The sequence below is a fragment of the Mycobacterium sp. MOTT36Y genome, assembly GCF_000262165.1.
GTDB classification, from domain to species: domain Bacteria; phylum Actinomycetota; class Actinomycetes; order Mycobacteriales; family Mycobacteriaceae; genus Mycobacterium; species Mycobacterium intracellulare.
In genome coordinates this window covers 3,832,386-3,859,210 of the sequence record NC_017904.1, presented here as the reverse complement: position 1 = coordinate 3,859,210, position 26,825 = coordinate 3,832,386, and the positions used below count along the sequence as shown (strand labels likewise).

The window sequence follows — 26,825 nt, the reverse complement described above, 5'->3', positions numbered from 1 at the left end:
CCCCCTTGCCGTGCTGACCGGGGACCTGCTCTATTCGGACACCGAAGAGGCGCTGCGGGCCGGCGTCCGTCAGCTCTTCGCCGAGCGTTGCCCGCCCGAATCGGTGGCCGGCGTGTATGACGCCCAACCCCAAGACTTCTCGGGCGTGTGGCGGACGCTGGCCACCGAATTGGGCGTGGCCGGCCTGCTCGTTCCCGAGTCGCTCGGCGGGGCCGGCGCAAGCGCCCGCGAGGCTGCGGTGGTCATGGAGGAGATCGGCCGGGCCGTTGCGCCGGTGCCGTTCTTGTCCAGCGCGGTCCTCGCCACGGTGGCACTGCTGCGCGCCGGGGACACCCGGACCGTCTCGGCGCTGGCCCAGGGCGAGCTGACGGCGGCGTTGGTGGTGCCGCTGACCACCGCGCCGGGCGACCCGGTCACCGGGGTCAGCGGCGGACCCGGCGGACTCAGCGGATCGGTCACCGCCGTGGCCGGCGCCGGCGAGGCCGACGTGCTGGTGGTGCCCGTCACCGGTCCGGACGGGCTCGAGCTGCACACCGTCGACCGCGCCGCGGCGGGCGTGCAGGTGTCGCCGCTGCTCGCGCTGGACATGACCAGACCCCTTGCCGCCGTGACGTTTTCGGGCGCGCCCTCCTCGAAGGTCGGCGCGGGCGACGGGCCGGTGGCCGATGCCGTCCGCACCGGGGCGGCCCTGCTCGCGTCCGAGCAACTCGGAGTCGCCCAATGGTGTTTCGACACCACGCTGGACTACGCCCGGCAGCGCCGGCAGTTCGGCCGCACGATCGGCTCCTACCAGGCGATCAAGCACCGGCTGGCCGACCTGTGGTTCGACGTCGGCGCCGCCGCGGCCGCGGCCCGCTACGCGGCCGACACCTGCGCCCGGGCCGACGACGACGCGGCCGCGGCGGCCGCCATCGCCCAGGCCTACTGCAGCGATATCGCCGTGCACGCCGCCGAGGAATGCATCCAACTGCACGGCGGCATCGGGATGACCTGGGAGTATCCCGCGCACCTCTACCTCAAGCGGGCCAAGAGCGACCAGCTGGCGTTCGGCACCGGCTACCGGCACCGCGCCCGGCTGGCCGAGTTGGTGAACCTGCCGCCGACCTGACGGCCCCGCGCAACCGTCAGCGCGGGAACGCCGCGGCGAACACCTCCGTCATCGCGTCCCAGTGCCGCTCGGCGGCCGCGGGGTCATACGGCGCGTTGTCCGGGACGGCGAACCCGTGGCCCGCCGAATACCACTCGATGGTGTGCTCGACGCCGGCCGCCGTCAGCGCCTTGTCGAGCTGTTCGGCGTGATCGGCGGTGAACGACGCGTCGTTCTGGGCGCCGCCCACGTACACCGTCGCGCTCATCCGGTCGGCCAGCAGGTGCGGGCTGTCGTCGGTGTCGGTCACCAGGCCGCCCCCGTGGAACGACGCCGCCGCGGCCACCCGGTCGGGCACCCGGCCGGCGACGATCAGCGACGTCCGCCCGCCCATGCAATAGCCGCACACGCCGAAGCGCTCGCCGGACACCTCGGGGCGCGCGGCCAGGTAGTCGAAGAACGCGGTGGCGTCGGCGGCCATCCGGTCCGGGGTGACGCTGCCGATCATCGAAAACAGGCGGCCCCGTTCTGACTGGTCGTTGAAGACGGTCGCCATGTCGAAGGGCGCCCAGTCGGCGGTGCGGTAGTAGACGTCCGGGAGCAGCACGGCATAGCCGAATCCGGCCAGCCTGGCGGCCATCTCCTCGAACGTGCCCCGCACGCCGCCGGCGTCGGGATACATGACCACGCCGGGCCACGGGACTTGGGATTCCGGACCGTCGGGCGTGAACAGGTGCACCGGGCAGGTGCCATCGGGGGTGGTGACGACGTCGGTGATATTCGGCATGGCACCCGTTCTACTCCGGTTGCCTAGACGCCCAAACATCGGCGTCGACCCGCCGCGCCCGGCTTCGCCGCGCTTGCGATCGCCGCTAAGCTGACCGCGTGCCAATCCCGACGCCCTACGAGGACCTGCTTCGACTGGTGCTCGACGAGGGAACGGCCAAATCCGATCGCACCGGCACCGGGACCCGAAGCCTGTTCGGCCGGCAGCTGCGCTACGACCTGTCGGCCGGCTTTCCGCTGCTCACCACCAAAAAGGTGCACCTCAAGTCGGTGGTGTATGAGTTGCTGTGGTTCCTGCGCGGCGATTCCAACGTCGGCTGGCTGCGCGAGCACGGGGTGACCATCTGGGACGAATGGGCAAGTGACACAGGCGATCTCGGGCCGATCTACGGCGTACAGTGGCGGTCCTGGCCGACGCCGTCGGGCGAGCACATCGACCAGATCAGCGCCGCCCTGGATTTGCTGCGCACCGACCCCAACTCGCGGCGCATCATCGTGTCCGCCTGGAACGTCGGCGAGATCCCCCAGATGGCGCTGCCGCCGTGTCACGCCTTCTTCCAGTTCTACGTGGCCGACGGCCGGCTGAGCTGCCAGCTCTACCAGCGCAGCGCCGACCTGTTCCTCGGCGTGCCATTCAACATCGCCAGCTACGCGCTACTGACGCACATGATGGCCGCCCAGTCCGGCCTGTCGGTCGGCGAGTTCGTGTGGACGGGCGGGGACTGCCACATCTACGACAACCACGTCGAGCAGGTGCGGCTGCAACTGAGCCGCGAGCCGCGGCCCTACCCGGAACTCGTTCTGGGCAAACGTGATTCGATCTTCGACTACACCTACGACGACGTCGTCGTGCGCAACTACGATCCGCACCCGGCCATCAAAGCCCCCGTCGCGGTATGACGCGCTCTACCGCCCGCGCCGGCGACGATGCAGAGCGAAGCGATGAGGAGGAGCGGCGCTCAACCACGGCTGTGGGCCTGGTGTGGGCCCAGTCGACCTCCGGCGTCATCGGGCGCGGTGGCGGCATCCCCTGGAACGTGCCGGAAGACCTCGCCCGGTTCAAAGAGGTGACGATCGGGCACACCGTGGTGATGGGCCGGCGGACCTGGGACTCGTTGCCGGCCAAGGTGCGGCCGCTACCCGGCCGGCGCAACGTCGTGCTGTCCCGCGAGGACGGCTTCGCCGCCGACGGGGCGCAGGTGGTCGGCTCACTGGACGCGGCCTTCGCCCGGGCCGAGGGGGAGCCCGCGGTCTGGGTGATCGGCGGCGGGCAGGTGTATCTGGCCGCGTTGCCGTACGCCACCCGGTGCGAGGTCACCGAGATCGAGCTCGACTTGCGCCGCGACGACGACGACGCGCTGGCGCCCGCCCTGGACGACACCTGGGTGGGCGAGACGGGGGAGTGGCAGGCCAGCCGCTCCGGGCTGCGGTACCGCTTCCACAGCTACCGTCGCTGAGCCTGCGCAGCCGCTCGCGCCCGGCCCCGACCTGACATACTCGGACTCGGGGTCGGTCGCAGGGTCTACCAGGAGTTTGGTGAGAAGGGGGAATTGGCAGTGATAACCGAACCCGTGAAGACGTTCTCGCGAAAGTTCATGGGCTACGACGCGTCCGCCGTCGATGCCCACATCGAAATGTTGACCACCAAGCAGCAGCTGCTGCTTGACGATGTCGAAAGCCTGCGGGCCCGGCTGCAGGAATCCGGCGAGCAAACCGCCGCGCTGCGCAAGGAGGTCGCCGCCCTCACCGACACGTCACCCTCTCCGCACGCGATGCAGAAGCGGATGGCGAAAATGCTGCAGCGCGCGGTCGACGAGGTCGCCGAGATGCAGGCCGAGGCGCGCGCCGAGGCGGACGCGCTGATCGCGGCGGCCGAGGCCGAGGCCGAAGCCGCCGAACGCAAGCGCGACGAAGTGCTCGCCGACATGGCCGCCCAGCAAAAGGCGCTGGAAGCCGAGTACGAACAGACCAAGGAAAAGCTCGACGCCGAACTGGCCGAGATGCGCGCCGAAACCCAGGCGGCGATCGACGAGGCGCGGCGAAACGCCGAGCGGGAGTGCGAGCGGCTCCTCGGTGACGCCAAGCAGGGGGCCGATCACTACCGTGACAAGGCACGGCGCGCGGTCGATGAGGCGACCGCGCAGCGGATCGAGATCCTCGAGCAGCTGATGGGCGTCTACCGCGACCTCGACGGCGTTCCGGCCGCACTCGAGGCGGCCTACCAAGAACAGAAGAACCCGTCCGAGGACGGCGCCCTGGCTCCGGTGGACGGCAAGGTCCGCGCGAGCTGAGCTCCCGCCAGCCCGCGCCGACGGGCCCCGACGGCGGGGTATTCTCGGCGCCGTGTCGACCCGCAGGCTATCCGCCGCTCAAGCCCGGCGGATAGCCGTTGCGGCCCAAGGATTTACCGAGCCTCGGCCCGGCGGGCAGATCACCCGGGCGCACCTGAAACGGCTGATGTCCAGAATCCAAGTGCTGCAACTGGATTCGGTCTCGGTGGCGGTGCGCGCCCATTACGCCCCGGTGTTCAGCCGGCTCGGCCCCTACGACCGTGACGTGCTCGACCGCGCGGCCTGGGGCCCGCGTTCGTCGCGGCTGCTGGCCGAGTACTGGGCGCACGAGGCCGCGCTGATGGCCGTCGAGGACTGGCCGCTGCTGCGCTGGCGGATGCGCCAGTACCGCCACGGCCGGTGGGGGACCCACATCGTCAAGGCCAATCCGCGGCTGGCTGAGAAGGTGGTCGCCGCCGTCGCCGAGCTCGGGCCCAGCACGGCCGGCCAGATCGAGGAGCATCTGGCCGCCGGGCCGCGCGGGCCACGCGGGAGCTGGTGGGGCAGCCGCAGCGACACCAAATGGGTGGCCGAGGCGCTGTTTTCGGCCGGGGTGCTCACCACGGCCACCCGGGTGGGCTTCGCCCGCCATTACGACCTGGTGGAACGGGTGCTGCCGGTCGCGGTGCTGGCCCGCGAGGTCGACGACGACGAGGCGCTCCGCGAACTGACCCTGCGGGCGGCCACCGCGCTGGGCGTGGGCACCGAGGCCGACATCCGCGACTATTTCCGGCTGTCCGCCGCGCAGGTCAAGCCCGCGATCGCCCAGTTGCTGGCCGCCGGTGACATCGAGCGGGTCGACGTCGACGGCTGGTCCGCCCCCGCCTACCTGCGTGCGGGCCGGACGGTGCCGCGCGCCGACCGCGGCACCGCGCTGCTGTGCCCGTTCGACCCGCTGATCTTCTTCCGGCCCCGGGTCGAGCGGCTCTTCGAATTCCATTACCGCATAGAGATTTACACGCCGGCCGCCAAACGGCAGTACGGCTATTACGTGTGGCCGCTGCTGATGGACGGGCGGTTGGTGGCGCGGGTCGACCTCAAGGCCGACCGGCCCGCCGACACGCTGCGTGTCGTCGGCACATTCGCCGAGCCCGACGCCCCCAAAGCCCGCGTGGCCGCCGCGCTGGCCGGCGAGCTTCGGTCCATGGCGTCCTGGCTGGGCCTGGGCGGGTTCAGCGTCTCCGGGCGGGGAGACCTGGCCGCCGACCTGCGGGCGATCAGCTGATGTGCGGCCTGCGACACCGATCCGCCCGGCACGCCTTAAGGTGAGCGCCGTGGCCGAGATCGCGCCGCTGCGCGTGCAACTGATCGCCAAGACCGAGTTCTTGGCGCCCCCGGACGTGCCGTGGAGCACCGACGCCGACGGCGGCCCCGCGCTGGTCGAGTTCGCCGGCCGGGCCTGCTACCAGAGCTGGTCGAAACCCAACCCCAAGACCGCGACCAACGCGGGCTACATCAAGCACATCATCGACGTCGGACACCTTTCGGTGCTCGAGCACGCGAGCGTGTCGTTCTACATCACCGGCCTGTCGCGCTCGTGCACCCACGAGCTGATCCGGCACCGGCACTTCTCCTACTCGCAGCTGTCGCAGCGCTACGTCCCCGAGACGGACTCGCACGTCGTCGTGCCGCCCGGCATGGAAGACGACCCCGAACTGCGGCAGATCCTGGCCGCGGCCGCCGACGCCAGCCGCGCCACCTACACCGAGCTGCTGGCCAAGCTGGAGGCGAAGTTCGCCGACCAGCCCAACGCCGTCCTGCGGCGCAAGCAGGCGCGCCAGGCCGCCCGCGCGGTGCTGCCCAACGCCACCGAAACCCGCATCGTCGTCACCGGCAACTACCGGGCGTGGCGCCACTTCATCGCCATGCGCGCCAGCGAGCACGCCGACGTAGAGATCCGGCGGCTGGCCATCGAATGCCTGCGTCAACTGGCGGGCGCGGCGCCGGCGGTGTTCGCCGACTTCGAGATCTCCGCCCTGGCCGACGGGACCGAGGTCGCGACCAGCCCGTTGGCGACCGAAGCCTGACCCGGCGCCCGTTTGCCCGAGCCCGCGGCCTTTTCCGCGCGCGTGCGCAGATGCCCGGCCGTATCGGCGTGTCGGCGTACCAACACGCACGCTCGCGGGTGCAAACCCCTTGCCGGCGCCAGGTAACCTGAACACCGTGAGCACGGCCGGATTCGACGCCCCAGCGCGGTTGGGAACCGTGCTGACCGCGATGGTCACACCGTTTCGCCCGGACGGCTCCCTCGACACCGCCACCGCCGCCCACCTGGCCAACCACCTGATCGACGCGGGTTGTGACGGGCTGGTGGTCTCCGGCACCACGGGCGAGTCGCCGACCACCACCGACGACGAGAAGCGGGAGCTGCTGCGCGTCGTGCTGGAGGCGGTGGGCGACCGGGCCCGCGTCATCGCCGGCGCGGGCACCTACGACACCGCGCACAGCGTCCGGCTGGCCAAGGCCTGCGCGGCCGAAGGCGCGCACGGGCTGCTGGTGGTCACGCCGTACTACTCGAAGCCGCCCCAGAGCGGGCTGATCGCGCATTTCACCACCGTCGCCGACGCGACCGCATTGCCGGTGGTGCTCTACGACATCCCGCCCCGCTCGGTGATCCCGATCCAGCCCGAGACCATCCGCGCGCTCGCGGCGCACCCGAACATCGTCGGGATCAAGGACGCCAAGGCCGACCTGCACAGCGGCGGCCAGATCATCGCCGAGACCGGGCTGGCCTACTACTCCGGCGACGACGCGCTGAACCTGCCGTGGCTGGCCATGGGCGCCACCGGCTTCATCAGCGTGATCTCCCACGTGGCGGCCAATCAACTTCGGGAAATGTTGTCCGCCTTCAACTCCGGGGATATCGCCACCGCCCGCAAGATCAACTCCACCGTCGCCCCGCTGTGCGACGCGATGGCCCGCCTGGGCGGGGTGACGTTGTCCAAGGCCGGCCTGCGCCTGCAGGGCATCGATGTCGGCGATCCCCGGCTGCCCCAAATGCCCGCTACGCCAGAGCAAATCGACGCCTTGGCCGCCGATATGCGCGCGGCGTCGGTGCTCAGGTGACCCAAGGAGCGTCCGAGAAGTGGATGTAGACCTCGCCCCGCCAGGCCCATTGGCCACTGGAGGGTTGCGGGTCACCGCGCTGGGCGGCATCAGCGAAATCGGCCGCAACATGACGGTTTTCGAACACCTGGGCCGGCTGTTGATCATCGACTGCGGGGTGATGTTCCCCACCCACGACGAGCCCGGGGTCGACCTGATCCTCCCGGACCTGCGCCACATCGAAGACCGGCTCGACGACATCGAGGCGCTGGTGCTCACCCACGCCCACGAGGACCACATCGGCGGCATTCCGTTTTTGCTCAAGCTGCGACCCGACATCCCGGTCGTCGGTTCGAGATTCACGCTCGCGCTGGTCGCCGCGAAGTGCCGCGAGCACCGCCTCAAGCCGGTGTTCGTCGAGGTGGCCGAGGGCCAGAAGAGCACCCACGGCGTGTTCGAATGCCAATACTTCGCCGTCAACCACTCCATCCCCGACGCGCTGGCGATCGCCGTGCACACCGGCGCGGGAACGGTTCTGCACACCGGCGACATCAAACTCGACCAGCTTCCGCTGGACGGCCGGCCGACCGACCTGCCCGGCATGTCCCGCCTCGGTGACGCCGGGGTGGACCTTTTCCTGTGCGATTCGACCAACGCCGAGCACCCCGGCGTCGGGCCGTCGGAAAGTGAGGTCGGTCCGACGCTGCACCGCCTTATCCGCGGCGCCGAGGGCCGCGTCATCGTGGCGTGCTTCGCCTCCAACGTGGACCGGGTCCAGCAAATCATCGACGCCGCAGTGGCATTGGGCCGACGGGTGTCATTCGTCGGCCGCTCCATGGTGCGCAACATGGGCATCGCCCGGGAGCTCGGCTTCCTGCGGGTGGCGGATTCCGACGTGATCGACATCGGCGCCGCCGAGATGATGCCGCCCGAGCGGGTCGTGCTGATCACCACCGGCACCCAGGGCGAACCGATGTCGGCGTTGTCGCGGATGTCGCGCGGCGAGCACCGCAGCATCACGCTGACCGCGGGTGACCTCGTGGTGCTGGCGTCGTCGCTGATCCCCGGCAACGAGGAGGCCGTCTACGGCGTCATCGACGAGCTCGCCAAGATCGGGGCCCGCGTCGTCACCAACGCCCAAGCGCGCGTCCACGTTTCGGGCCACGCCTACGCCGGCGAACTGTTGTTCCTGTACAACGGGATCCGGCCGCGCCACGTCATGCCCGTGCACGGGACGTGGCGGATGCTGCGCGCCAACTCCAAGCTGGCGGCCCGCACCGGCGTGCCGGAGGAGTCGATCCTGCTCGCCGAGAACGGGGTCAGCGTCGACCTGGTCGCGGGCAAGGCCGCGATCGCCGGGGCGGTGCCCGTCGGCAAGATGTTCGTCGACGGCCTGATCAACGGCGACGTCGGCGACATCACGCTGGGCGAAAGGCTCATCCTCTCATCGGGTTTCGTGGCGGTGACCGTCGTGGTCGCCCGCGGCACCGGACGCCCCGTGGTCCCACCGCACCTGCATTCGCGCGGCTTCTCCGAGGACCCCAAGGCGCTCGAGCCCGCCGTGCGCAGGGTCGAGGCGGAGCTGGAAGCGCTGGCGGCCGAGAACATCACCGACCCGAGCCGCATCGCCCAGGGTGTGCGGCGCACCGTCGGCAAGTGGGTCGGCGAAACCTACCGTCGCCAGCCGATGATCGTGCCGACCGTCATCGAGGTCTAGCGGCGATCGTCTCGACCCCTGATCCGCGAAACATAAACCAGTGCGGTGCTGACCGGCGTGTCGTCGTAATGGTTTAAGTGTCGCGAGCGACGCCCACCCAGATCTAGGTCTTCTCCGCGTAGGCCGACCACTCCAGTTGCGACGCCTTGAGTTTGCGACCCGTCGGTGCGACGTAGCGCTCGGCGAGCTCGTCGGGCCCGGCCTGCTCCACCAGCCGCCACCCGTACTCGCCGACGAACGCGGCGGCGTCGTGGGGTTGCAGGCCGAAATGCCACAGCTGCCGGCGCTGGCGCACGTTGCGGTACAGCGTGCGGGTGCCATACCGATTCGTGCCGTCGATGAAATCCCTACGGACGTAGGTGAACACCAAACGGCTGCCGGGTGCGGCCGCGCGCAGCCCCTCCAGCGTGCGGCGAACGGTGGCCTCGGTCAGGTATTGGGTGACGCCCTCGCAGATGAAGAAGACCCGGTAATCGGTGCGATAACCGTGCTCGGCCAGCGCGGTGAGCAGGTCGTCGTGCTCGAGGTTCAGCGCCACCAGCCGAACCGACAGCGGCGGCTCACCCAGCACCCGGCGGACCGTCTTGAATTTGCGGGCGATGTTGACCGGCAGGTCGACCTCGAACACCGGGATGCGAACCCGACGCGTCAGCAGATAGGCGCGGGTGTCCAGCCCCGCCCCCAGAATGACGACGGCGTCGATGTCGTCGAGCGACTCGGTGAGCTTGTCGGCGATAAAACGCTTGCGGCAGGCCAGATTCGCCCACAATCCGGGGCCGGTGAACTCCGAGCCGCGGATCATCAGGCGACGAACCGGCGCGAACCGCGTCGCGCCGACCAGCCACCGCAGCGGGGTGGGCAAGAACAGCTCGGCGAAATCGTCGTCCACCAGGCGGCGCCCGGGCGGCTCGTTCTGCTCGACGGCGGCCAACACCATGGGGCCGAACGCCGTCTGCGCTACCGGATTTCGAGCCATGGCCGCTACTTGTTCAGGAAGCCCGCGTCGACCGGCAACGTGACCCCCGTGATGTAGCGGGCCTGATCCGACACCAGCCAGGCCACCGCGTTGGCGACGTCCTCGACGTCCAGCACCTCCACCGGCATGGCGTTGCCCATGGCGCCGGGTGTGTCGGTCGCGGCGGCCATCTTGGCCAGCCACTCGCGGGTGAACTCGTTGTTGATCATCGGTGTCTCGACACCGGACGGATGAATGGAGTTGACCCGGATCATCTGCCCGGCAAGCAGATTCGCGTAAACCCGCATCAACCCGACGACCCCGTGCTTGGCGGCGGCGTAGCCCACCGAACCGGCGTCCGGGCTGCCGACGCCGGCCAGCCCGGCGCTCGAGCTGATCAGCACGATCGATCCGCCGGTGCCCTGCTTGACCATCGTGGGTATCGCGGCCTTGATCGTGTGGTACACGCCGGTGAGGTTGACGTCGATGACGTCGTGCCAGCCGTCGTCACCGGACTGCATGGGGGCGATCCCCGCGTTGGCCACCACGATGTCGAGGCGGCCGAACACGTCGAGCCCCGCTTGCAGTGCCGCCGACAGGGATTCGCGGTCGCGGACGTCGCCACGGGAGGCCACGATGCGCGCGCCGGTGTCCTCCACGAGCTTCACGGTGGCCGCCAGGTCCTCCGGCGTGGCCAGCGAGTAGGGGACGCTGGCGATCTGGTCGCACAGATCGACGGCGATGATGTCGGCGCCGTCGGCAGCCAGTCGCACGGCGTGTGCGCGCCCCTGGCCGCGCGCCGCGCCGGTGATGAACGCGACCTTGCCTTTGAGCGGGCCTTCCGACGACGGGGCCATCAGGGGCGCAACTGTCCTTTGGCCGGGTCGCCCGCCGAGATCGTCTGCAACATCTTGATGTCGGGGGCGCCGTCGAGGTGTTCGCCGGCCGCGCTGAACATCTTGCCGATCGCCGGGGCGGTGCTGTGCGCCTTGAGCGCCTCCTCGTCGGCCCACTGCTCGATGAAGACGAAGGTCTCGCCCGAGTGATGCAGCGAGTACAGCTGACAGCCCGGCTCGTCGTGCACCTCTTCGACCGCGCGGGTGAGGATGTCGCGAACGGTGTCGACCGATTCCGGTTTGACGGTCATGGTGGCGACGACGACAACGGGCATTGATGGCCTCCTGGGCGCTCCGGGACGGGTGACGAGCACGACTTCGCTCACCGAAATGTCACCCTACTCACGCGGCCGGGGAGCCGACCCGCCACATGCCGCACAAGCCGGGCGGTTACCAGTGTGGCGGGTGGTGTAGATGATGCCGTTGCGACTACCCTTGCCGTCATGCCCAGTAAGACCGCCGCCCGCTCCGCAAGCCGAACGAGCAGGTCAAAGGCCCCTTCGCGCGCGGGCGGATCCCGCGGCGCGCGACCAGCGGCGCCCCGCAGGAAGCCCAGCAAGCCCGCCCGCCGCCGGAATCGCTCACCGCTGGTCGGAATCGGGCTGACCTGTGGTCGCGCCCTGCGCGCCACCTGGTTGATGGCCGCGCGGGGGACCGGCGGCGCGGCCCGGTCGATCGGGCGGGCCCGCGACATCGACCCCGGCCACCGCCGCGACGGCATCGCGCTGCTGTTGCTGGGCTTTTCCGTGGTGGTCGCCGCGAGCTCGTGGTTCCACGCCGCCGGGCCGGTCGGGGCGTGGATCGACACCCTGGTGCGGACCTTCATCGGCGCCGGCGTGCTGGCACTGCCCGTCGTCACCGCCGCGGTGGGGGTGACCCTGATGCGGACGGAGCCCGACCCCGAGGTGCGGCCCCGGCTGATCCTGGGCGCCAGCCTGATCACCCTGTCGGTGCTCGGCCTGCGTCACCTGTGGTCGGGCTCGCCGGGCGACCCGGAGGCGCGCCGGCGCGCGGCGGGATTCATCGGCTTCGCCATCGGCGGGCCGCTCGCGGACGGGCTCACCCCGTGGATCGCGGCGCCGCTGCTGTTCATCGGCTTCATGTTCGGGCTGTTGCTGTTGACGGGCACCACGATCCGCGAGGTGCCCGTGGTGATGCGCAACCTGTTCCACACGCGGTTCGTCGACGAGGACTACGACGACGAGCCCTACGACTACGCCGACGAGTTCGACGACGCCGAACCCGACGATTACCCCGACGACGCCTCGAGCGAGCCGGCGCCGTGGTCGCCGGACGATGACGCCCAGGCCGCGCTGCAGGACGACATCCCCACGGTTCCCGAACCGGCGTTGCAACCCGGCTCAGAGCCCGGCGCGGCGCGGGGCCGCAAGCGCGGACGGTCGGCGGACAAGCAGGACACCATTGAGCTGGACCGGGTCGTCGAGGGCCCCTACGTGCTGCCGTCGCTGAGCCTGCTGGTGGCCGGGGACCCGCCCAAGAAGCGCAGCGCCGCCAACACCGTCATGGCCGACGCCATCACCGAGGTGCTGACCCAGTTCAAGGTCGACGCGGCGGTCACCGGCTGCACCCGCGGACCGACCGTCACCCGCTACGAGGTCGAGCTGGGCCCGGGCGTGAAGGTCGAGAAGATCACCGCCCTGCAGAAGAACATCGCGTATGCGGTGGCCACCGAAAGCGTGCGCATGCTGGCGCCCATCCCCGGCAAGTCCGCCGTCGGTATCGAGGTGCCCAACACCGACCGCGAAATGGTGCGGCTGGCCGACGTGCTCACCGCGCCGTCGACGCGGCGCGACCATCACCCGCTGGTGATCGGGCTGGGCAAGGACATCGAGGGCGACTTCATCTCGGCGAACCTGGCCAAGATGCCGCACCTGCTGGTCGCCGGCTCCACCGGATCCGGTAAGTCCAGCTTCGTCAACTCGATGCTGATCTCGCTGCTGGCCCGGGCCACCCCGGAAGAGGTCAGGATGATCCTGATCGACCCGAAGATGGTGGAACTCACGCCGTACGAGGGCATTCCGCACCTGATCACCCCGATCATCACCCAGCCCAAGAAGGCGGCGGCGGCGCTGGCATGGCTGGTCGAGGAGATGGAGCAGCGCTACCAGGACATGCAGGCGTCGCGGGTGCGCCACATCGACGACTTCAACGAGAAGGTCCGCTCCGGCGCCATCACCGCGCCGCTGGGCAGCCAGCGCGAATACCGGCCCTACCCGTACGTGGTCGCGATCGTCGACGAGCTGGCCGACCTGATGATGACCGCGCCCCGCGACGTCGAGGACGCCATCGTGCGGATCACCCAAAAGGCCCGGGCCGCAGGCATTCACCTGGTGCTGGCCACCCAGCGCCCGTCGGTGGACGTGGTCACCGGGCTGATCAAGACCAACGTGCCGTCACGGCTGGCGTTCGCCACGTCGTCGCTCACCGATTCCCGGGTGATCCTGGACCAGGCCGGAGCGGAGAAGCTGATCGGCATGGGCGACGGCCTGTTCCTGCCGATGGGCGCGGGCAAGCCGATCCGGTTGCAGGGCGCCTTCATCACCGACGAGGAGATCCAGGCCGTCGTCACCGCCTGCAAGGACCAGGCCGAACCCGAGTACACCGAGGGCGTCACCGCCGCCAAGCCCACCGGGGAACGCACCGACGTCGACCCGGACATCGGCGACGACATGGACGTGTTCCTGCAGGCCGTCGAGCTGGTGGTGTCCAGCCAGTTCGGCTCCACCTCGATGCTGCAGCGCAAGCTGCGCGTCGGCTTCGCCAAGGCCGGCCGGCTGATGGACCTGATGGAGACCCGCGGCATCGTCGGGCCGTCGGAGGGGTCCAAGGCGCGCGAGGTGCTGATCAAGCCCGACGAGCTGGCCGGGACGCTGGCGTTGATCCGGGGCGGCTCTGGAGGAGAGGCCGCCGACGGCGGCGACCCCGACCCCGACTAGCGCGAGCGTGGAATTCCGGCCGGTTAGAGCACCAACAGCATCCGGGAGTTGCCGAGGATGTTCGGCTTGACGTAGCTCAGGTCCAGGAACTCGGCCACACCGATGTCGTAGGAGCGGCACATCTCCTCGAACACCTCGGCGGTGACGGGCGTGCCCTCGATCTCGGTGAACCCGTGCCGCGCGAAGAACTCCGTCTCGAACGTCAGCACGAACAGCCGCTTGAGCGCCAACTCGCGGGCGACCTCGAGCAGCCGGTCGACGATCGCGTGGCCGATGCCGTGGCCGGTCATCGCCGGGTTCACCGCGACGGTCCGCACCTCGCCGAGGTCGGCCCACAGCACGTGCAGCGCGCCGCAACCGACGACGCGGCCCTCGTGCTCGGCCACCCAGAACTCCTGAACGGCCTCGTAGAGCGTCACGAGGTTCTTTTCGAGCAGGATCTTGCCCGCGTAGGTGTCGACCAGTTGCTTGATGGCGGGAACGTCGGATGTTCGCGCTCGCCGCACCAGCGGCCGGTAGCCCTGTGGACTTGTGCTCACGGCTAACAGTATCGGCATCGGGAACGGCGACGCTGGTCAACGGTTATTCTGTTGCCGTGTCGGGGCAGCCGCAGACCGGTCCGGTGGTAGGCCGCGCGAACATCGCCAACCTCGCCAACACGCTGACGCTGCTGCGGCTGGTGCTGGTCCCGGTCTTTCTGCTCGCCCTGTTCGCCGGTGACGGCCAGGAGCCCGGCTTCCGGGTGGTGGCGTTCCTGATCTTCGCGGTGGCGTGCATCACCGATCGCCTGGACGGCCTGCTGGCCCGCAACTACGGCATGGCAACCGAATTCGGCGCGTTCGTCGACCCGATCGCGGACAAGACCCTGGTGGGATCGGCGCTGATCGGCCTGTCGATGCTCGGGGAGCTGCCGTGGTGGGTCACCGTGGTGATCCTGGTTCGCGAATTCGGGGTCACCGTGCTGCGGCTGGCCGTGATCCGCCGCGGCGTCATCCCGGCCAGCTGGGGCGGCAAGCTCAAGACCGTCGTTCAGGTGTTGGCCATCGGATTGTTCGTCCTGCCGCTGGGGGGACCGTTCCGGGTGGCCGCCGCGGTGGTGATGGGCGCGGCGATCGTGCTGACGGTGATCACCGGGATCGACTACGTGGTCTCGACCGTTCGGGAACTGCGCCGCACGAACGGCTGATTCTTTCGCCGCCGAGCGGGAACCAGACCGCCGCTGACGGCGTTCACCTAATGAGCACCTGCCGGAGCCAAACTGGCGACGTGCCGCGCAGGGCCGACTGGACGAAGGAGGGCGGGATGCCGCCATTGGTGCGCGAGGTGATCGGCGACGTGCTGCGCGAGGCCCGCACGACACAGGGCCGCACGCTGCGTGAGGTGTCCGATTCGGCGCGAGTGAGCCTCGGGTATCTGTCCGAGGTCGAGCGCGGCCGCAAGGAGCCGTCCAGCGAGCTGCTCAATGCGATCTGCGACGCGCTGGACGTCCCGTTGTCGTCGGTTCTCACCGACGCCGGTGAGCGGATGGCCGGCCAGGAACGGGCCCACGAGCGGGCGCCCGCCGACGCGGCCGCGGGCAGCAGCATCGACGTCAGCACCAAGGTCGTCATTCCGCCGGTGGCGACGCTCGCGCTGGCCTGAGTGCCGGTCGGCCGATGCCGCGCAAAGGGTGGGGCGATCGGCGCCGACCCACTAAATTGAGCGTCAGGCGCGCGGCCCGTCAGGGTCGATCCGGAACCATCCGGCCCCTCAGGAAGCGAAGGTGGAGCTAACTCATGGCCAATCCGTTCGTCAAGGCGTGGAAGTACCTCACGGCGCTGTTCAACGCGAAGATCGACGAGCACGCAGACCCCAAGGTGCAGATCCAGCAGGCCATCGAGGAGGCGCAACGCACGCACCAGGCGCTGACCCAGCAGGCCGCGCAGGTCATCGGCAACCAGCGGCAACTCGAGATGCGGCTCAACCGTCAGCTGGCGGACGTGGAAAAACTTCAGGTCAACGTGCGTCAGGCCCTGACGCTGGCCGACCAGGCCACCGCCGCCGGGGACGCCGCCAAGGCCACCGAATACAACAACGCCGCGGAGGCGTTCGCCGCCCAGCTGGTCACCGCCGAGCAAAGCGTCGAAGACCTCAAAACGCTGCACGATCAGGCGCTGAACGCGGCCGGACAGGCCAAGAAGGCGGTCGAACAGAACGCCATGGTGCTGCAGCAGAAGATCGCCGAGCGCACCAAGCTGCTCAGCCAGCTCGAGCAGGCCAAGATGCAGGAACAGGTCAGCGCCTCGCTGCAGTCGATGAGCGACCTGGCCGCCCCGGGCAACGTCCCCAGCCTCGACGAGGTGCGCGACAAGATCGAGCGCCGCTACGCCAACGCGATCGGGGCCGCCGAGCTGGCGCAGGGCTCGGTGCAGGGCCGGATGCTCGAGGTCGAGCAGGCCGGCGTGCAGATGGCCGGCCATTCCCGCCTCGAGCAGATCCGTGCCTCCATGCGCGGCGAGGCGCTGCCGACCGGGGGGACGCCCGCGGCGGGGACCACGCCCGCCACTCCGGCGCCGGCGGAGAGCGCCGGCGGTGCGGTCAGCGAGAAGCCACTTGGCCAGTAGTCCGGTCTCATGGCGGTGAACGCGCCGCGGCCCCGCCTGTGGCGCGCGCTGCTGCACCGCGGATTGGCCACCGCCGCCGACGTTTCCGACCTGGTGGCCCGCAAGATCAGCGCGGCCGCGGATCCGCGCGCACGCCAGCTGCGCCGTCGCCGCCGCGCGCTGCGGTGGGGCCTGATCTTCGCCGCCGGGTGCGCGTTGTGGGCGGTGGTGACGATCTTGCTCGCGGCCTGGGGATGGTTCGCGTTGCTGCTGGAGATCACCGGCGGGGTCGCGGTCGTCATGGCCATTCCGGCCACCTTGCTGCTGCTGCGCTACCGCTGGCTGCGGTCCGAGCCGCTGCCGGTACCGCGGACCACGACCGCGCGCCGGCTGCCGCCGCCGGGTTCGGCGGCGCGCCCCGCCATGTACGCGCTGGGCGCCTCCGAGCGGGGATTCTTCTCGCTGGTGGCCGTGCTGGAGCGGGGCGCGATGTTGCCGACGGCCGAGATCCGCGACCTGACCGCGGCCGCCACCAAGACCTCGGCGGCCATGGCGTCCACGGCCGCACAGGTGGTGTCGATGGAGCGGGCGGCGCAGGCCAGCGAACAGTCGCGGTCGTATCTGGTGCCCACCATTAACGCGTTCACCGCGCAACTGAGCGCCGGTGTTCGCCAATACAACGAAATGGTCACCGCCGCAGCGCAATTGGTGTCCTCGGCCAACGGTGACGGGCTCACCGAGTCGCAGCGCTACCGCGCGGAGCTGGCCGGGGCGACCGACCGCCTGCTCGGTTGGGCGCAGGCGTTCGATGAACTCGGCGGACTGCGCGGCGCCGGCTAGTCTTCCGGGCGCGGGCCGTAGCGCTCGATGTACGACTGGTGCATGCGGGCGTCGCGCTTGCGGGCCAACTCGTCGACCAACTCGGGATCCAGATCGTGCACGGCCAGCATGTGGCGCCGCCACACCTTGTTCAGCGCGTGCGAAAAGTACACAAACGGAATGAGAATCGGCAGCGTCATGCTCAGATGCACGTCGAGCGTCGTCGGGATCAGCCAGAACGGCGCCAGCACCACCACCGCCGGCACCGCCACGCGGCGCATCATCCGCGCGCTCGCGCCCTTGCCGGCCAGGTCGTTGCGCACCCAGTCGCGCATCGAGTCCGGTAGCCGGCCACCGCAGCAATAGCGGACGAACTGCCAGAAATTCGGCCGCGTGCGGGCGGCGTCCCGGTTTATCATCGTGCCCCCGCTCAGAACGCCGCTTTCAGCGACGGCACCACCAGCGCCGCCAGGCCGCGCGCGGTGGCCTTGAGCATGTCGAAGAAGTCAAAGTAGTCCCGCCACAGCGTGATTCGCCCGTTGTGCACCTCGAACACGCCGCACACCCAGAACTGCAGCCGCAGGGGGCCGAAGATCAGCGCGTCGGTGCGTTCGGTGAGCACCGCGCCGCCGTCGGCCGCGATGCGGTGGATCTTCACCTCGAAGGCCGCGCGGCCCTCCATCTGGCGAAACAGCTTCATGGCCCTGGCGCGGCCATGGATGGTGGGCAGGCCGACGTTTTCGTAGACGAGGTCGTCGGCCAAAGCGGCGTCGGCGGCCTCGTAATCGGCGTCCTGCAGCGCGTTCAGGAATCCCTCGACCGTGCGGGTGTTCGCCACGGTTGTCCCAGTCAGCTCGGTCATCTTGCCAGCGTAGGCGAGCGTGGCGGCCGTGCGCTGTGGCAGGGTGAACCCGATGCGTGTCGCCGTGGTCGCCGGGCCCGATCCCGGGCATTCGTTCCCGGCGATCGCGCTGTGCCGGCGCTTTGCCGAGGCGGGCGACGAGCCCACGCTGTTCACCGGCGCCGAATGGATCGACACCGCCCGCGGCGCCGGCATCGACGCCGTCGCGCTGGACGGGCTGGTGGCCACCGACGACGACGTCGACGCCGGGGCCAGGATCCACCGGCGCGCCGCGCGGATGGCCGTCCTCAACGTGCCCGCGCTGCGCGACCTGGCGCCCGACCTGGTGGTCTCCGACGTCATCACCGCGGGCGGCGGGATGGCCGCCGAGCTGTTGGGGATCCCGTGGATCGAGCTCAATCCGCATCCGCTGTACCTGCCGTCGAAGGGCCTGCCCCCGATCGGCAGCGGGCTCACGCCGGGGACCGGCATCCGGGGCCGGTTGCGCGACGCCGCGATGCGCGCGCTCACCGCGCGCTCCTGGCGGGCGGGCCTGCGGCAGCGCGCGGCGGTGCGCACCGAGATCGGCTTGCCGGCCGCCGACCCCGGTCCGCTGCGACGGCTGATCGCCACGCTGCCCGCGTGCGAGGTGCCCCGCCCGGACTGGCCGCCGGAGGCGGTGCTGGTGGGCCCGCTGCACTTCGAGCCGACCGACCGGGCGCTGGACATCCCCGCGGGGTCCGGGCCCGTGGTCGTGGTCGCGCCGTCGACCGCGTCGACCGGCACCGAAGGCCTGGCCGAGGTGGCGCTGGCCTGCCTGATACCGGGGGACACCCTGCCGCCGGGGGCGCGGGTGGTGGTCTCGCGGCTGGGCGGGGCGGAGCTGACGGTGCCGCCGTGGGCGGTGGCCGGGCTGGGCAGCCAGGCCGAGTTGCTGACGCACGCCGACGTGGTGATCTGCGGCGGCGGGCACGGCATGGTGGCCAAGACGCTGCTGGCGGGGGTGCCGCTGGTCGCGGTGCCCGGCGGCGGCGACCAGTGGGAGATCGCCAACCGGATCGTCCGCCAGGGCAGCGCGCGGCTGGTTCGTCCGCTGAGCGCCGACGCGCTGGTGGCCGCGGTCAACGACGTGCTGGCAGCGCCGGGCTACCGGGCCGCGGCGCGGCGGGCCGCCGCTAGCATCGCCGACGTCGCCGACCCGGTCGCAGTGTGCCACGACGCGCTGGCGGCGGCCGGATGACCCGCCCCGCACCGCCTTATGCTTCGGCGGGAGGCACGCAATGAGGATGATCACGGCGGTCACGGCCGGCGCCCTGCTGGCGGGGCCGGTGTTCGGGGCGGGCGTCGCGCGCGCCGACAGCCCCGAGGAGCAGCAGGCCTGTCAGTTGATGGACGATCCCGCCGCCGCCGAGCAGGGGCTCGCGCCGGCCGAATACGCCTTCATGCGACTGCGCGCCACGATGTCGGCGCAACACGCCCGCGACACCATGTCCCTCGCGGTCCAGGAGGACTGCCCGAATCACATCATCGACCTGCCGGCCAGCTGGCGGTGACCGGCGTCGCGCCCGGGTGTCCGATCCATGCCCGCTGGGTATGTTCACTGGCGTGCGGCTAACGGAGTTTCACGAGCGGGTGGTGCTGCGCTTCGGTTCCACCTACGGGTCATCGGTTTTGGTCGATCACGTGCTGACCGGTTTCGACGGCCGGACGGCCGCCCAGGCCATCGAGGAGGGCATCGAGCCCCGCGACGTCTGGCGGGCGTTGTGCGTCGACTTCGACGTGCCCCACGAGCAGTGGTGACTCGCGCGCGTTATTCGTATGCCGGATAAGGGTTTTGCCGCAGCACCGTGGCCAGGTGCACGGCATTGCGGGCCGCGTTGGCGGTGGCGGACGCGACCGCGTCCGGGACGTCGTCGAGGTCGGTGTAGTCCGTGCCCTGCATCGCCTCGCCGTTCCAGTAGGTGCAGCCCTGCGCGGCGATCGAGAACCCGATGTCGTTGAGCGCCTGAAAGAGGTCGGCCACGATCTTGTGCGCGCCGTCCTCGTTGCCGACGACCGCGGCCAGGGCCACCTTGCCCACCATTGCCGGGCGTCCCGCGTCGTCGGTGTCGGACAGCTCGGCATCCAGGCGCTCCAGGACGCGTTGCGCGACGCTGGACATGTGCCCGACCCAGGTGGGCGTCGACACGATGACGATGTCGGCCGCCTTGATCTTGGTCAGCACCGCCGGCCACTCGTCGCCCGGGCCCATGTCGGCCTCGACACCCGGCAGCAGCGCCAGGTCCACGCACCGCACCTTCTCGCCCTGGACGCCCGCGCCGCGCAGCTGATCGAGCAACTGGTCGGCGAGCAGGTCGCTGCTGGACGGCGCGGGGCTCTTCTTCAACGAGCAGACCAGCGCGAGGGCGCGCAGGGACGGTGCTGAGGTCGGGGCCATGGTGGGCCACATACCCCGGCGCGGCGGCACCAAACGGCGCCCGGCCCTACCGCGGCGTCCGGTGCAGCACGCAGTCGCCGCACAACGAGCCGTCGGGCAGGCGATAGAACAGGCAGCAGCTGCGGCGCCGGAAGCCCAGCCGCGGGCCGGTGATCACGCCGGATCCGGCCAGCACGCCGGTGTCCAGCAGGGACCGGGTGGTCTCGGTGATCGCGCGGCGCAGGTCGGGCCGCGCCGTCAGCAGCGCCCGCGCGGCGCCCACCAGCGCGGAGGCGATGTTGCCCGCGAGCAGCGCCGGCGCCAGCTTGACCCGCAGGCCGGCGGCGAGCGGGCGCATGTGCTCGCTCACCACGGCGCGATACAGCGCGTCCGGTGAATCGGCGGGCATCCCGACGGGTCGGGGCAGTCGTAGCTGCGCGCCGTCGTCGGCGCGTTGCAGGTCGTCGAGCCGGGGGAGGACGCCGTGGCCGATCGCGCACGCGAGCACCGGCGACCACAGCCGGGTGGCGTGGCCGAGGTGAACCAGCGAGGCGCCGATCCGCAGGTCGGTCGTGCGGTAGCGCCGGGCGGTGGCGTCGATCAGGTCGACGCAGCCGTCGGCGTAGGACTGGGTGACCGGATGCCATCCCGCCGCGTCGCCGCCGACGGTCAGGGCGAAAAAGCTTCCATAGGAAGCCGTTTCGGCCAGCTCGGTGGAGATGTCCATCGCGTCGCGCCCGCCTCTTGAGGAAATCCGCCGCGAAGCCCCGTCGACGCCTTTCGGTGGCCGATGTTGCCACACGCGATGGCGATGAACGGCGTGTCAGACTTGAATCGAACACCTGTTCGGCTAGTGTGGGGAGCGTTCGGCCAGTCAACTTGTCGGTGGGCTTCTCTAGTGTCACCGCCAACCGACCGATACCGGTCAGACGAACACCGACTATAGGAGAGACACCATGGCGCAAGCCCCCGATCGCGAGAAGGCTCTCGAACTGGCGATGGCCCAGATCGAAAAGAGCTACGGCAAAGGCTCGGTAATGCGTCTCGGCGACGAGATGCGCCAGCCGATCTCGGTCATCCCGACCGGATCCATCGCACTGGACGTGGCCCTGGGCATCGGCGGCCTGCCCCGCGGCCGGGTCGTGGAGATCTACGGCCCGGAATCCTCGGGTAAGACCACCGTCGCCCTGCACGCCGTGGCCAACGCCCAGGCCGCCGGCGGCGTCGCGGCCTTCATCGACGCCGAGCACGCCCTGGACCCGGAGTACGCCAAGAAGCTCGGCGTGGACACCGATTCCCTGCTGGTCAGCCAGCCCGACACGGGGGAGCAGGCCCTCGAGATCGCCGACATGCTGATCCGCTCCGGCGCCCTGGACATCCTGGTCATCGACTCGGTGGCGGCGCTGGTGCCGCGCGCGGAGCTCGAAGGCGAGATGGGGGACAGCCACGTCGGCCTGCAGGCCCGGCTGATGAGCCAGGCGCTGCGGAAAATGACTGGCGCGCTGAACAATTCGGGCACCACCGCGATCTTCATCAACCAGCTGCGCGAGAAGATCGGCGTGATGTTCGGCAGCCCCGAGACCACCACGGGCGGAAAGGCGCTGAAGTTCTACGCCTCGGTGCGCATGGACGTTCGCCGGATCGAGACCCTCAAGGACGGCACCAACGCGGTGGGTAACCGCACCCGGGTCAAGATCGTCAAGAACAAGGTGTCGCCGCCGTTCAAGCAGGCCGAGTTCGACATCCTCTACGGCCGGGGCATCAGCCGGGAAGGCTCGCTGATCGACATGGGGGTGGATCAGGGCTTCATCCGCAAGTCCGGTTCCTGGTTCACCTATGAGGGCGAGCAGCTCGGCCAGGGCAAGGAGAACGCCCGCACCTTCTTGATGGAGAACGACGAAGTGGCCAACGAGATCGAGAAGAAGATCAAGGAAAAGCTCGGCATTGGCGCGGTCGTGACCGATGACTTGTCCGATGACAGCGTCCTGCCCGCCCCCGTCGATTTCTGATCCCTCCCGCGAGGAGCAGGCGCGGGCGCTGTGCCTGCGCCTGCTCACCGCGAGAGCGCGCACCCGGGCCGAGCTGCGCGGCCGGCTGGCCAAGCGGGGCTATCCCGACGACGTCAGCGAGCGGGTGCTCGACCGGTTGGCCTCCGTCGGCCTGATCGATGACACCGACTTCGCCCAGCAGTGGGTGCGGTCCCGCCGCGCGCACGCCGGAAAGAGCAAGCGCGCCTTGGCCGCCGAGTTGCACACCAAGGGCGTCGACAACGAGGTGATCACCACCGTGCTGGCCGGCATCGACGCCGGCGCCGAGCGGGATCGGGCCGAACAGCTGGTCCGGTCCAAGCTGCGCCGCGAGACGCTCAGCGACGACGACGCGCGGGTGACGCGGCGGCTGGTGGGGATGCTGGCGCGCCGCGGCTACAGCCAGAACCTGGCGTGCGAGGTGGTGTTCGCCGAGCTGGCCGCCGAGCGGGAGCGCCGCCGCGTCTAGGCGGTGACGTGCGGTTTCACCCGCGCCGACCGCCCGCCGTACCATGGCCCCGTGACTTCGACGGTGCGAGAGGCGGTGGCGCGGGGCGCCGCACCGGCGCGCACCTACCAGGTCCGCACCTACGGCTGCCAGATGAACGTCCACGATTCCGAGCGGCTGGCGGGCCTGCTGGAGGCGGCCGGATACCAGCGGGCGGCCGAGGACGCCGACGCCGACGTGGTGGTGTTCAACACCTGCGCGGTCCGCGAGAACGCCGACAACAAGCTCTACGGCAACCTCAGCCACCTGGCCCCGCGCAAGCGCGACGATCCCGAGATGCAGATCGCGGTCGGGGGCTGCCTGGCGCAAAAGGACCGGGACGCGTTGCTGCGCAAGGCGCCGTGGGTCGACGTCGTCTTCGGCACCCACAACATCGGGTCGCTGCCCACGCTGCTCGAGCGGGCCCGGCACAACAAGGTCGCCCAGGTCGAGATCGCCGAGGCGCTGCAGGAGTTCCCGTCGTCGCTGCCCAGCGCCCGCGAATCCGCTTACGCCGCTTGGGTTTCCATCTCGGTCGGGTGCAACAACAGCTGCACGTTCTGCATCGTGCCGTCGCTGCGGGGCAAGGAGGTCGACCGCAGCCCCGACGACATCCTGGCCGAGGTCGCCTCGCTGGTGGACGACGGCGTGCTCGAGGTCACGCTGCTGGGCCAGAACGTCAACGCCTACGGGGTGTCCTTCGCCGATCCCGCGCTGCCGCGCGACCGCGGGGCCTTCGCCCGCCTGCTGCGCGCCTGCGGCGAGATCGACGGGCTGGAGCGGGTGCGGTTCACCTCGCCGCACCCGGCCGAATTCACCGACGACGTCATCGAGGCCATGGCGCAGACGCCGAACGTGTGCCCCGCCCTGCACATGCCGCTGCAATCCGGGTCCGACCGGGTGCTGCGCGCGATGCGGCGCTCGTATCGCGCCGAGCGCTACCTCGGCATCATCGACCGCGTCCGGGCGGCGATGCCGCACGCCGCCATCACCACCGATCTGATCGTCGGGTTCCCGGGTGAGACCGAGGACGATTTCGCCGCCACGCTGGACGTCGTGCGCCGGGCCCGGTTCTCGGCCGCCTTCACCTTCCAGTACTCCAAGCGGCCCGGCACCCCCGCCGCCGACCTCGACGGTCAGCTACCGAAAGCCGTTGTGCAGGAACGCTATGAGCGGCTGGTCGCGCTGCAGGAGGAGATCTCGCTGCAGGGCAACCAGGCCCTGGTCGGCCAGACCGTCGAACTGCTCGTCGCCACCGGCGAGGGGCGCAAGGACACCGCCACCGCCCGGATGAGCGGGCGGGCGCGCGACGGCCGGCTGGTTCACTTCGCCGTCGGCGACGCGGCCCGCGGGTCCGCCGACACCCGGCCGCGCCCCGGCGACGTCATCACCACGATGGTCACCGGGGCCGCACCCCACCACCTCATCGCCGACGCGGGCATCCTGACCCACCGCCGCACCCGGGCGGGTGACGCGCACGCCGCAGGGCGGCGCCCGCGCGGCATCGGCCTGGGCATGCCCGCCGTCGGTCCGCCCGTCGGCCCGGCCCAACCCCTGGGATGTGCACGATGAAAAAAGACGACACACAACTTGGCGCCCTGCGCACCGAGATCGAGGCCGCCGAACGCCGGGTGGCGCGCGGGATCGACCCCGGCCCACGGGGCTTCTTCGTGTCGATCCTGGTGTTCGTGCTGCTCGGGTCGTTCATCCTGCCGCACACCGGCGATGTGCGCGGCTGGGACGTGCTGTTCGGGAGCCACGGCGCCGGCGCGGCCGCGGTCGCGCTGCCGTCGCGGGTGTTCGCCTGGCTGGCGCTGGTCTTCGGCGTGGGCTTTTCGATGCTGGCGCTGGTGACCCGGCGCTGGGCGCTGGCCTGGGTTGCGCTCGCCGGCTCGGCGATCGCGGGCGCGGCGGGCATGCTGGCGATCTGGTCGCGTCAGACCGTGGCCGCGGGGCACCCGGGGCCGGGGTGGGGCCTGATCGTCGCCTGGATCACCGTGCTGCTGCTCATCTATCACTGGGCGCGCGTGGTGTGGCAGCGGACCATCGTGCAGCTCGCCGCCGAGGAGCAGCGCCGCCGCGCCGCCTCCCAGCAGCAGTCGACCTCGCTGCTGGACGACCTGGACCGCCCGCGTGACGATCCCGGAAGCGGTACCGGATCGGGCGGCGGCAGCTAGGACTTGCGGCTCAGGGCCTCCACGGCCGCCTGCGCCCACTGCCGCCACTGTTCGGCGTTGGCTTTGGCCTCTTCGGCCTCTTTGGCCCGGCCCGCCGCCGCGGCCTTCTGGGCCTGCTGTTCGTATTGCTCGGCGCGCGCCTGGAATTGCTCGGCCCGGGCCTGCGCCTGGGGATCCGACCAATCCGCCTCGCCGGCGTCGCGCACCTTCTTCTCGACCGCGCGCAGCCGGCGCTCCAGCTCGGCGGTGCGCTCCCGCGGGACCTTGCCGATCGCGTCCCACTTCTCGACGATCGAGCGCAGCGCCGCCCGAGCGGCGTCGTGATTGCTGGTGTCCAGCTTTTCGGCCTCCGCCAGCAGCGCCTCTTTGGCCGTCGCGTTGGCGCGGAACTCCGCGTCCTTTTCCGCGGTCGCCGCGTTGCGGGCGGTGAAGAACACGTCCTGGGCGGCCTTGAAGCGCCGCCACAGCGCGTCGTCGACCTCCCGGGTCGCCCGCCCGGCCGCCTTCCATTCGGTGAGCAACTTGCTAAACTCCGCGCTGGTGGCGGTCCAGTCGGTCGAATCGGAGAGTTCCTCGGCCCGCTCGCACAGCCGTTCCTTGGCCTGGCGGATTCCCGAGCGTTCCCGATCCAACTCGGCGAAATGCGCTCCCCGCCGCCGGTTGAAGGCCTCGCGGGCCGCGGAATAGCGCTTCCACAACGCGTCGTCCACCTTGCGGTCCAGGCCGGTGATGGTCTTCCACTCGTCGAGGATCGCGCGCAGCCGGTCGCCGGCGGCCTTCCATTGCGTCGAGGTGGCGGCCAACTCCTCGGCCTCGGCGGCCAGCGCCTCCTTGCGGGCGGTCTGGGCGGCCCGATGTTCCTCGCGCCGGGAGCGGTCCGCGGCGACGGTCGCCTCGGCGTGTTCGGCGATGCTGGCCAGCCGGGTGGCCAAAGCGTCGATATCGCCCAGCACGGCGGCCGTCGGCAGCGTCTCGGCCAGCTCGGACGCGTGCGCCTTGATCTTGCGCGCGTCCCCGGTGCCCGAGGCCAGCCGCTCCTCCATCAGCGTGACCTCGGTGGCGAGGTCGTCGAATCGCCGGCCGAAGTGGGCGAACGCCGCTTCGCGGTCACCGGCCTGCCAGGAGCCCACGATCCGCTCGCCGGCGGCGCTGATCAGCCACACCGTGCCGTCGTCGTCCACGCGCCCGAACTGGTGCGGATCGCTGGGTGGGGGCGGCACCACGACCGGGTGAGCGGCCGGCCGCGACCCCGAGCCCGCGGGCCGCGGACCGGGACGCGGCCCCGGACGCGGCACCGGCCGGGCCGATTCGTCGCGAGGCTGGTCAGCCGTCATGCGCTCGTCACTACCCTTTCGCAAACCTTCCGCGCGGTTGGCGTACCGCGCGCCTGCCGCGCGTAGCGGCACCGTTCTTGCATCTGCGGACGTCCCACCCGGGTTTTCCCAGCAGGCGCCTAACAGTATTCAAGCAGCTTGCGCGACCACACGCCGCCACCTTGGTATTCGGGGCGGGGAACCGGGGCGGCCGCCTCGGCTCGCGCTACCTGTGATGTTCTCTTAGAGTTATCCAAGCGGTCACATAGATTGCTGAAGTAATAATCGAAGGATCGCCCGCGGCGCGGCCGGACGTGTGAAACGTCATAGATTTGTATCTGAACTGAACGCGAAATGTGCGTGTATTTGCTTGCGCCCCGGGGAAAGCTG

Annotated in this window: 30 protein-coding genes; 20 read left to right on the top strand and 10 right to left on the bottom strand. The window is 70.4% G+C overall.

Annotated features, from left to right (window positions below; genetic code table 11):
• The first annotated feature begins 10 nt into the window (after window positions 1-10).
• The gene (locus W7S_RS17340; protein ID WP_014712048.1) at window positions 11-1,108 is read left to right on the top strand and encodes an acyl-CoA dehydrogenase family protein; all 1,098 of its coding nucleotides are present in this window, start codon (window positions 11-13) and stop codon (window positions 1,106-1,108) included.
• Between the two features lie 16 nt (window positions 1,109-1,124).
• Here W7S_RS17340 and W7S_RS17335 read toward each other — a convergent pair whose 3' ends face one another.
• Window positions 1,125-1,874 (bottom strand): dienelactone hydrolase family protein, encoded by a 750-nt coding sequence (locus W7S_RS17335; protein ID WP_008258623.1) that lies wholly within the window; start codon window positions 1,872-1,874, stop codon window positions 1,125-1,127.
• Between the two features lie 98 nt (window positions 1,875-1,972).
• On the opposite strand from W7S_RS17335, the gene W7S_RS17330 reads away from it, so the two are divergent.
• The 7 genes from W7S_RS17330 to W7S_RS17300 all read left to right on the top strand — a co-directional run bounded on the left by W7S_RS17330 (window position 1,973) and on the right by W7S_RS17300 (window position 8,965).
• On the top strand, window positions 1,973-2,773 hold the full coding sequence (locus W7S_RS17330; protein WP_008258622.1) for a thymidylate synthase: 801 nt from the start codon (window positions 1,973-1,975) through the stop codon (window positions 2,771-2,773).
• Between the two features lie 71 nt (window positions 2,774-2,844).
• Window positions 2,845-3,330: a dihydrofolate reductase gene (locus W7S_RS17325; RefSeq protein ID WP_008258621.1), complete on the top strand. Its 486-nt coding sequence runs from the start codon at window positions 2,845-2,847 to the stop codon at window positions 3,328-3,330.
• Window positions 3,331-3,429: 99 nt separating this feature from the next.
• The gene (locus W7S_RS17320; protein ID WP_008258620.1) at window positions 3,430-4,164 is read left to right on the top strand and encodes a cell division protein DivIVA; all 735 of its coding nucleotides are present in this window, start codon (window positions 3,430-3,432) and stop codon (window positions 4,162-4,164) included.
• Between the two features lie 52 nt (window positions 4,165-4,216).
• Window positions 4,217-5,428 (top strand): winged helix-turn-helix domain-containing protein, encoded by a 1,212-nt coding sequence (locus W7S_RS17315; RefSeq protein WP_036429071.1) that lies wholly within the window; start codon window positions 4,217-4,219, stop codon window positions 5,426-5,428.
• A 49-nt stretch (window positions 5,429-5,477) separates the two neighbouring features.
• Window positions 5,478-6,230: an FAD-dependent thymidylate synthase gene (thyX, locus tag W7S_RS17310; RefSeq protein ID WP_008258618.1), complete on the top strand. Its 753-nt coding sequence runs from the start codon at window positions 5,478-5,480 to the stop codon at window positions 6,228-6,230.
• Window positions 6,231-6,366: 136 nt separating this feature from the next.
• Window positions 6,367-7,269 (top strand): 4-hydroxy-tetrahydrodipicolinate synthase, encoded by a 903-nt coding sequence (gene dapA, locus W7S_RS17305; RefSeq protein WP_008258617.1) that lies wholly within the window; start codon window positions 6,367-6,369, stop codon window positions 7,267-7,269.
• Between the two features lie 19 nt (window positions 7,270-7,288).
• Window positions 7,289-8,965, top strand: a complete 1,677-nt coding sequence (locus tag W7S_RS17300; RefSeq protein WP_008258616.1) for a ribonuclease J — start codon at window positions 7,289-7,291, stop codon at window positions 8,963-8,965.
• Between the two features lie 103 nt (window positions 8,966-9,068).
• On the opposite strand, the gene W7S_RS17295 is transcribed toward W7S_RS17300, so the two are convergent.
• Genes W7S_RS17295 through W7S_RS17285 form a run of 3 tightly spaced genes read right to left on the bottom strand, consistent with a single transcriptional unit; the run spans window position 9,069 to window position 11,091 of the window.
• Window positions 9,069-9,941: an SAM-dependent methyltransferase gene (locus W7S_RS17295; protein ID WP_008258615.1), complete on the bottom strand. Its 873-nt coding sequence runs from the start codon at window positions 9,939-9,941 to the stop codon at window positions 9,069-9,071.
• Between the two features lie 5 nt (window positions 9,942-9,946).
• Window positions 9,947-10,777, bottom strand: a complete 831-nt coding sequence (locus W7S_RS17290; protein ID WP_008258614.1) for a mycofactocin-coupled SDR family oxidoreductase — start codon at window positions 10,775-10,777, stop codon at window positions 9,947-9,949.
• Window positions 10,777-11,091 (bottom strand): putative quinol monooxygenase, encoded by a 315-nt coding sequence (locus W7S_RS17285; protein ID WP_008258613.1) that lies wholly within the window; start codon window positions 11,089-11,091, stop codon window positions 10,777-10,779. Before W7S_RS17285 ends, W7S_RS17290 begins: the two co-directional genes overlap by 1 nt.
• A gap of 168 nt (window positions 11,092-11,259) precedes the next feature.
• Between W7S_RS17285 and W7S_RS17280 the strand changes: the two genes are divergently transcribed.
• Window positions 11,260-13,773 (top strand): DNA translocase FtsK, encoded by a 2,514-nt coding sequence (locus tag W7S_RS17280; protein WP_193375007.1) that lies wholly within the window; start codon window positions 11,260-11,262, stop codon window positions 13,771-13,773.
• A 23-nt stretch (window positions 13,774-13,796) separates the two neighbouring features.
• Here the strand turns inward: W7S_RS17280 and W7S_RS17275 are convergent, their stop codons facing one another.
• Window positions 13,797-14,330: an amino-acid N-acetyltransferase gene (locus W7S_RS17275; RefSeq protein ID WP_014385393.1), complete on the bottom strand. Its 534-nt coding sequence runs from the start codon at window positions 14,328-14,330 to the stop codon at window positions 13,797-13,799.
• 38 nt (window positions 14,331-14,368) lie between these two features.
• On the opposite strand from W7S_RS17275, the gene pgsA reads away from it, so the two are divergent.
• The 4 genes from pgsA (at window position 14,369) to W7S_RS17255 (ending at window position 17,195) form a co-directional block, all read left to right on the top strand.
• Window positions 14,369-14,959 carry a CDP-diacylglycerol--glycerol-3-phosphate 3-phosphatidyltransferase gene (pgsA, locus tag W7S_RS17270; RefSeq protein WP_008258610.1) on the top strand — a complete coding sequence of 197 codons (591 nt, stop codon included), beginning with the start codon at window positions 14,369-14,371 and terminating at the stop codon, window positions 14,957-14,959.
• Between the two features lie 116 nt (window positions 14,960-15,075).
• Window positions 15,076-15,414 carry a transcriptional regulator ClgR gene (gene clgR / locus W7S_RS17265; protein ID WP_008258609.1) on the top strand — a complete coding sequence of 113 codons (339 nt, stop codon included), beginning with the start codon at window positions 15,076-15,078 and terminating at the stop codon, window positions 15,412-15,414.
• A gap of 134 nt (window positions 15,415-15,548) precedes the next feature.
• A complete protein-coding gene (pspA, locus tag W7S_RS17260) occupies window positions 15,549-16,376 on the top strand; it encodes a phage shock protein PspA (RefSeq protein ID WP_008258608.1) in 828 nt (275 codons plus the stop codon).
• 9 nt (window positions 16,377-16,385) lie between these two features.
• Window positions 16,386-17,195 (top strand): hypothetical protein, encoded by an 810-nt coding sequence (locus tag W7S_RS17255; protein WP_008258607.1) that lies wholly within the window; start codon window positions 16,386-16,388, stop codon window positions 17,193-17,195.
• On the opposite strand, the gene W7S_RS17250 is transcribed toward W7S_RS17255, so the two are convergent.
• Both W7S_RS17250 and W7S_RS17245 read right to left on the bottom strand, forming a co-directional pair.
• Window positions 17,192-17,593 carry a DUF5313 domain-containing protein gene (locus W7S_RS17250; protein ID WP_008258606.1) on the bottom strand — a complete coding sequence of 134 codons (402 nt, stop codon included), beginning with the start codon at window positions 17,591-17,593 and terminating at the stop codon, window positions 17,192-17,194. The genes W7S_RS17255 and W7S_RS17250 overlap by 4 nt on opposite strands.
• Before the next feature lie 11 nt (window positions 17,594-17,604).
• Window positions 17,605-18,036: a limonene-1,2-epoxide hydrolase family protein gene (locus W7S_RS17245; RefSeq protein ID WP_009956010.1), complete on the bottom strand. Its 432-nt coding sequence runs from the start codon at window positions 18,034-18,036 to the stop codon at window positions 17,605-17,607.
• 52 nt (window positions 18,037-18,088) lie between these two features.
• Between W7S_RS17245 and W7S_RS17240 the strand changes: the two genes are divergently transcribed.
• From W7S_RS17240 to W7S_RS17230, 3 genes are read left to right on the top strand one after another with little or no spacing between them, the layout of a single operon-like run.
• A complete protein-coding gene (locus W7S_RS17240) occupies window positions 18,089-19,255 on the top strand; it encodes a glycosyltransferase (protein ID WP_008258604.1) in 1,167 nt (388 codons plus the stop codon).
• Window positions 19,256-19,295: 40 nt separating this feature from the next.
• A complete protein-coding gene (locus W7S_RS17235) occupies window positions 19,296-19,568 on the top strand; it encodes a hypothetical protein (protein WP_026071291.1) in 273 nt (90 codons plus the stop codon).
• A 40-nt stretch (window positions 19,569-19,608) separates the two neighbouring features.
• Window positions 19,609-19,815 (top strand): DUF3046 domain-containing protein, encoded by a 207-nt coding sequence (locus W7S_RS17230; protein ID WP_008258602.1) that lies wholly within the window; start codon window positions 19,609-19,611, stop codon window positions 19,813-19,815.
• A gap of 10 nt (window positions 19,816-19,825) precedes the next feature.
• On the opposite strand, the gene W7S_RS17225 is transcribed toward W7S_RS17230, so the two are convergent.
• Window positions 19,826-20,464 (bottom strand): flavodoxin family protein, encoded by a 639-nt coding sequence (locus tag W7S_RS17225; protein WP_008258599.1) that lies wholly within the window; start codon window positions 20,462-20,464, stop codon window positions 19,826-19,828.
• Between the two features lie 34 nt (window positions 20,465-20,498).
• Window positions 20,499-21,158: a (2Fe-2S)-binding protein gene (locus W7S_RS17220; protein WP_008258597.1), complete on the bottom strand. Its 660-nt coding sequence runs from the start codon at window positions 21,156-21,158 to the stop codon at window positions 20,499-20,501.
• A gap of 229 nt (window positions 21,159-21,387) precedes the next feature.
• Here W7S_RS17220 and recA point away from each other — a divergent pair, with 229 nt between their 5' ends.
• The 4 genes from recA to W7S_RS17200 are packed head-to-tail and all read left to right on the top strand — an operon-like array spanning window position 21,388 to window position 25,122.
• A complete protein-coding gene (gene recA, locus W7S_RS17215; protein WP_008258595.1) occupies window positions 21,388-22,440 on the top strand; it encodes a recombinase RecA in 1,053 nt (350 codons plus the stop codon).
• The gene (gene recX, locus W7S_RS17210) at window positions 22,406-22,927 is read left to right on the top strand and encodes a recombination regulator RecX (protein WP_008258586.1); all 522 of its coding nucleotides are present in this window, start codon (window positions 22,406-22,408) and stop codon (window positions 22,925-22,927) included. The genes recA and recX overlap by 35 nt, the downstream gene beginning before the upstream one ends.
• 51 nt (window positions 22,928-22,978) lie before the next feature.
• Entirely contained in the window at window positions 22,979-24,517 is a 1,539-nt protein-coding gene (miaB, locus tag W7S_RS17205; RefSeq protein WP_085976510.1) for a tRNA (N6-isopentenyl adenosine(37)-C2)-methylthiotransferase MiaB, read from the top strand.
• Window positions 24,505-25,122: a hypothetical protein gene (locus W7S_RS17200; protein ID WP_050989391.1), complete on the top strand. Its 618-nt coding sequence runs from the start codon at window positions 24,505-24,507 to the stop codon at window positions 25,120-25,122. Before miaB ends, W7S_RS17200 begins: the two co-directional genes overlap by 13 nt.
• On the opposite strand, the gene W7S_RS17195 is transcribed toward W7S_RS17200, so the two are convergent.
• Window positions 25,119-26,456 (bottom strand): DUF349 domain-containing protein, encoded by a 1,338-nt coding sequence (locus tag W7S_RS17195; RefSeq protein WP_014712047.1) that lies wholly within the window; start codon window positions 26,454-26,456, stop codon window positions 25,119-25,121. The two genes, W7S_RS17200 and W7S_RS17195, sit on opposite strands and share 4 nt — an antisense overlap.
• Window positions 26,457-26,825: the final 369 nt, after the last annotated feature.

Bases quoted from the DNA above. Each gene is read 5' to 3' on its own strand.
- W7S_RS17335 (WP_008258623.1), bottom strand. From the start codon at position 1,874: ATGCCGAATATCACCGACGTCGTCACCACCCCCGATGGCACCTGCCCG.
- W7S_RS17295 (WP_008258615.1), bottom strand. From the start codon at position 9,941: ATGGCTCGAAATCCGGTAGCGCAGACGGCGTTCGGCCCCATGGTGTTG.
- W7S_RS17290 (WP_008258614.1), bottom strand. From the start codon at position 10,777: ATGGCCCCGTCGTCGGAAGGCCCGCTCAAAGGCAAGGTCGCGTTCATC.
- W7S_RS17285 (WP_008258613.1), bottom strand. From the start codon at position 11,091: ATGCCCGTTGTCGTCGTCGCCACCATGACCGTCAAACCGGAATCGGTC.
- W7S_RS17280 (WP_193375007.1), top strand. From the start codon at position 11,260: ATGCCCAGTAAGACCGCCGCCCGCTCCGCAAGCCGAACGAGCAGGTCA.
- W7S_RS17275 (WP_014385393.1), bottom strand. From the start codon at position 14,330: ATGCCGATACTGTTAGCCGTGAGCACAAGTCCACAGGGCTACCGGCCG.
- clgR (WP_008258609.1), top strand. From the start codon at position 15,076: ATGCCGCCATTGGTGCGCGAGGTGATCGGCGACGTGCTGCGCGAGGCC.
- pspA (WP_008258608.1), top strand. From the start codon at position 15,549: ATGGCCAATCCGTTCGTCAAGGCGTGGAAGTACCTCACGGCGCTGTTC.
- W7S_RS17255 (WP_008258607.1), top strand. From the start codon at position 16,386: ATGGCGGTGAACGCGCCGCGGCCCCGCCTGTGGCGCGCGCTGCTGCAC.
- W7S_RS17250 (WP_008258606.1), bottom strand. From the start codon at position 17,593: ATGATAAACCGGGACGCCGCCCGCACGCGGCCGAATTTCTGGCAGTTC.
- W7S_RS17245 (WP_009956010.1), bottom strand. From the start codon at position 18,036: ATGACCGAGCTGACTGGGACAACCGTGGCGAACACCCGCACGGTCGAG.
- W7S_RS17240 (WP_008258604.1), top strand. From the start codon at position 18,089: ATGCGTGTCGCCGTGGTCGCCGGGCCCGATCCCGGGCATTCGTTCCCG.
- W7S_RS17235 (WP_026071291.1), top strand. From the start codon at position 19,296: ATGAGGATGATCACGGCGGTCACGGCCGGCGCCCTGCTGGCGGGGCCG.
- W7S_RS17230 (WP_008258602.1), top strand. From the start codon at position 19,609: ATGTTCACTGGCGTGCGGCTAACGGAGTTTCACGAGCGGGTGGTGCTG.
- W7S_RS17225 (WP_008258599.1), bottom strand. From the start codon at position 20,464: ATGTGGCCCACCATGGCCCCGACCTCAGCACCGTCCCTGCGCGCCCTC.
- W7S_RS17220 (WP_008258597.1), bottom strand. From the start codon at position 21,158: ATGGACATCTCCACCGAGCTGGCCGAAACGGCTTCCTATGGAAGCTTT.
- recA (WP_008258595.1), top strand. From the start codon at position 21,388: ATGGCGCAAGCCCCCGATCGCGAGAAGGCTCTCGAACTGGCGATGGCC.
- recX (WP_008258586.1), top strand. From the start codon at position 22,406: ATGACAGCGTCCTGCCCGCCCCCGTCGATTTCTGATCCCTCCCGCGAG.
- W7S_RS17200 (WP_050989391.1), top strand. From the start codon at position 24,505: ATGTGCACGATGAAAAAAGACGACACACAACTTGGCGCCCTGCGCACC.
- W7S_RS17195 (WP_014712047.1), bottom strand. From the start codon at position 26,456: ATGACGGCTGACCAGCCTCGCGACGAATCGGCCCGGCCGGTGCCGCGT.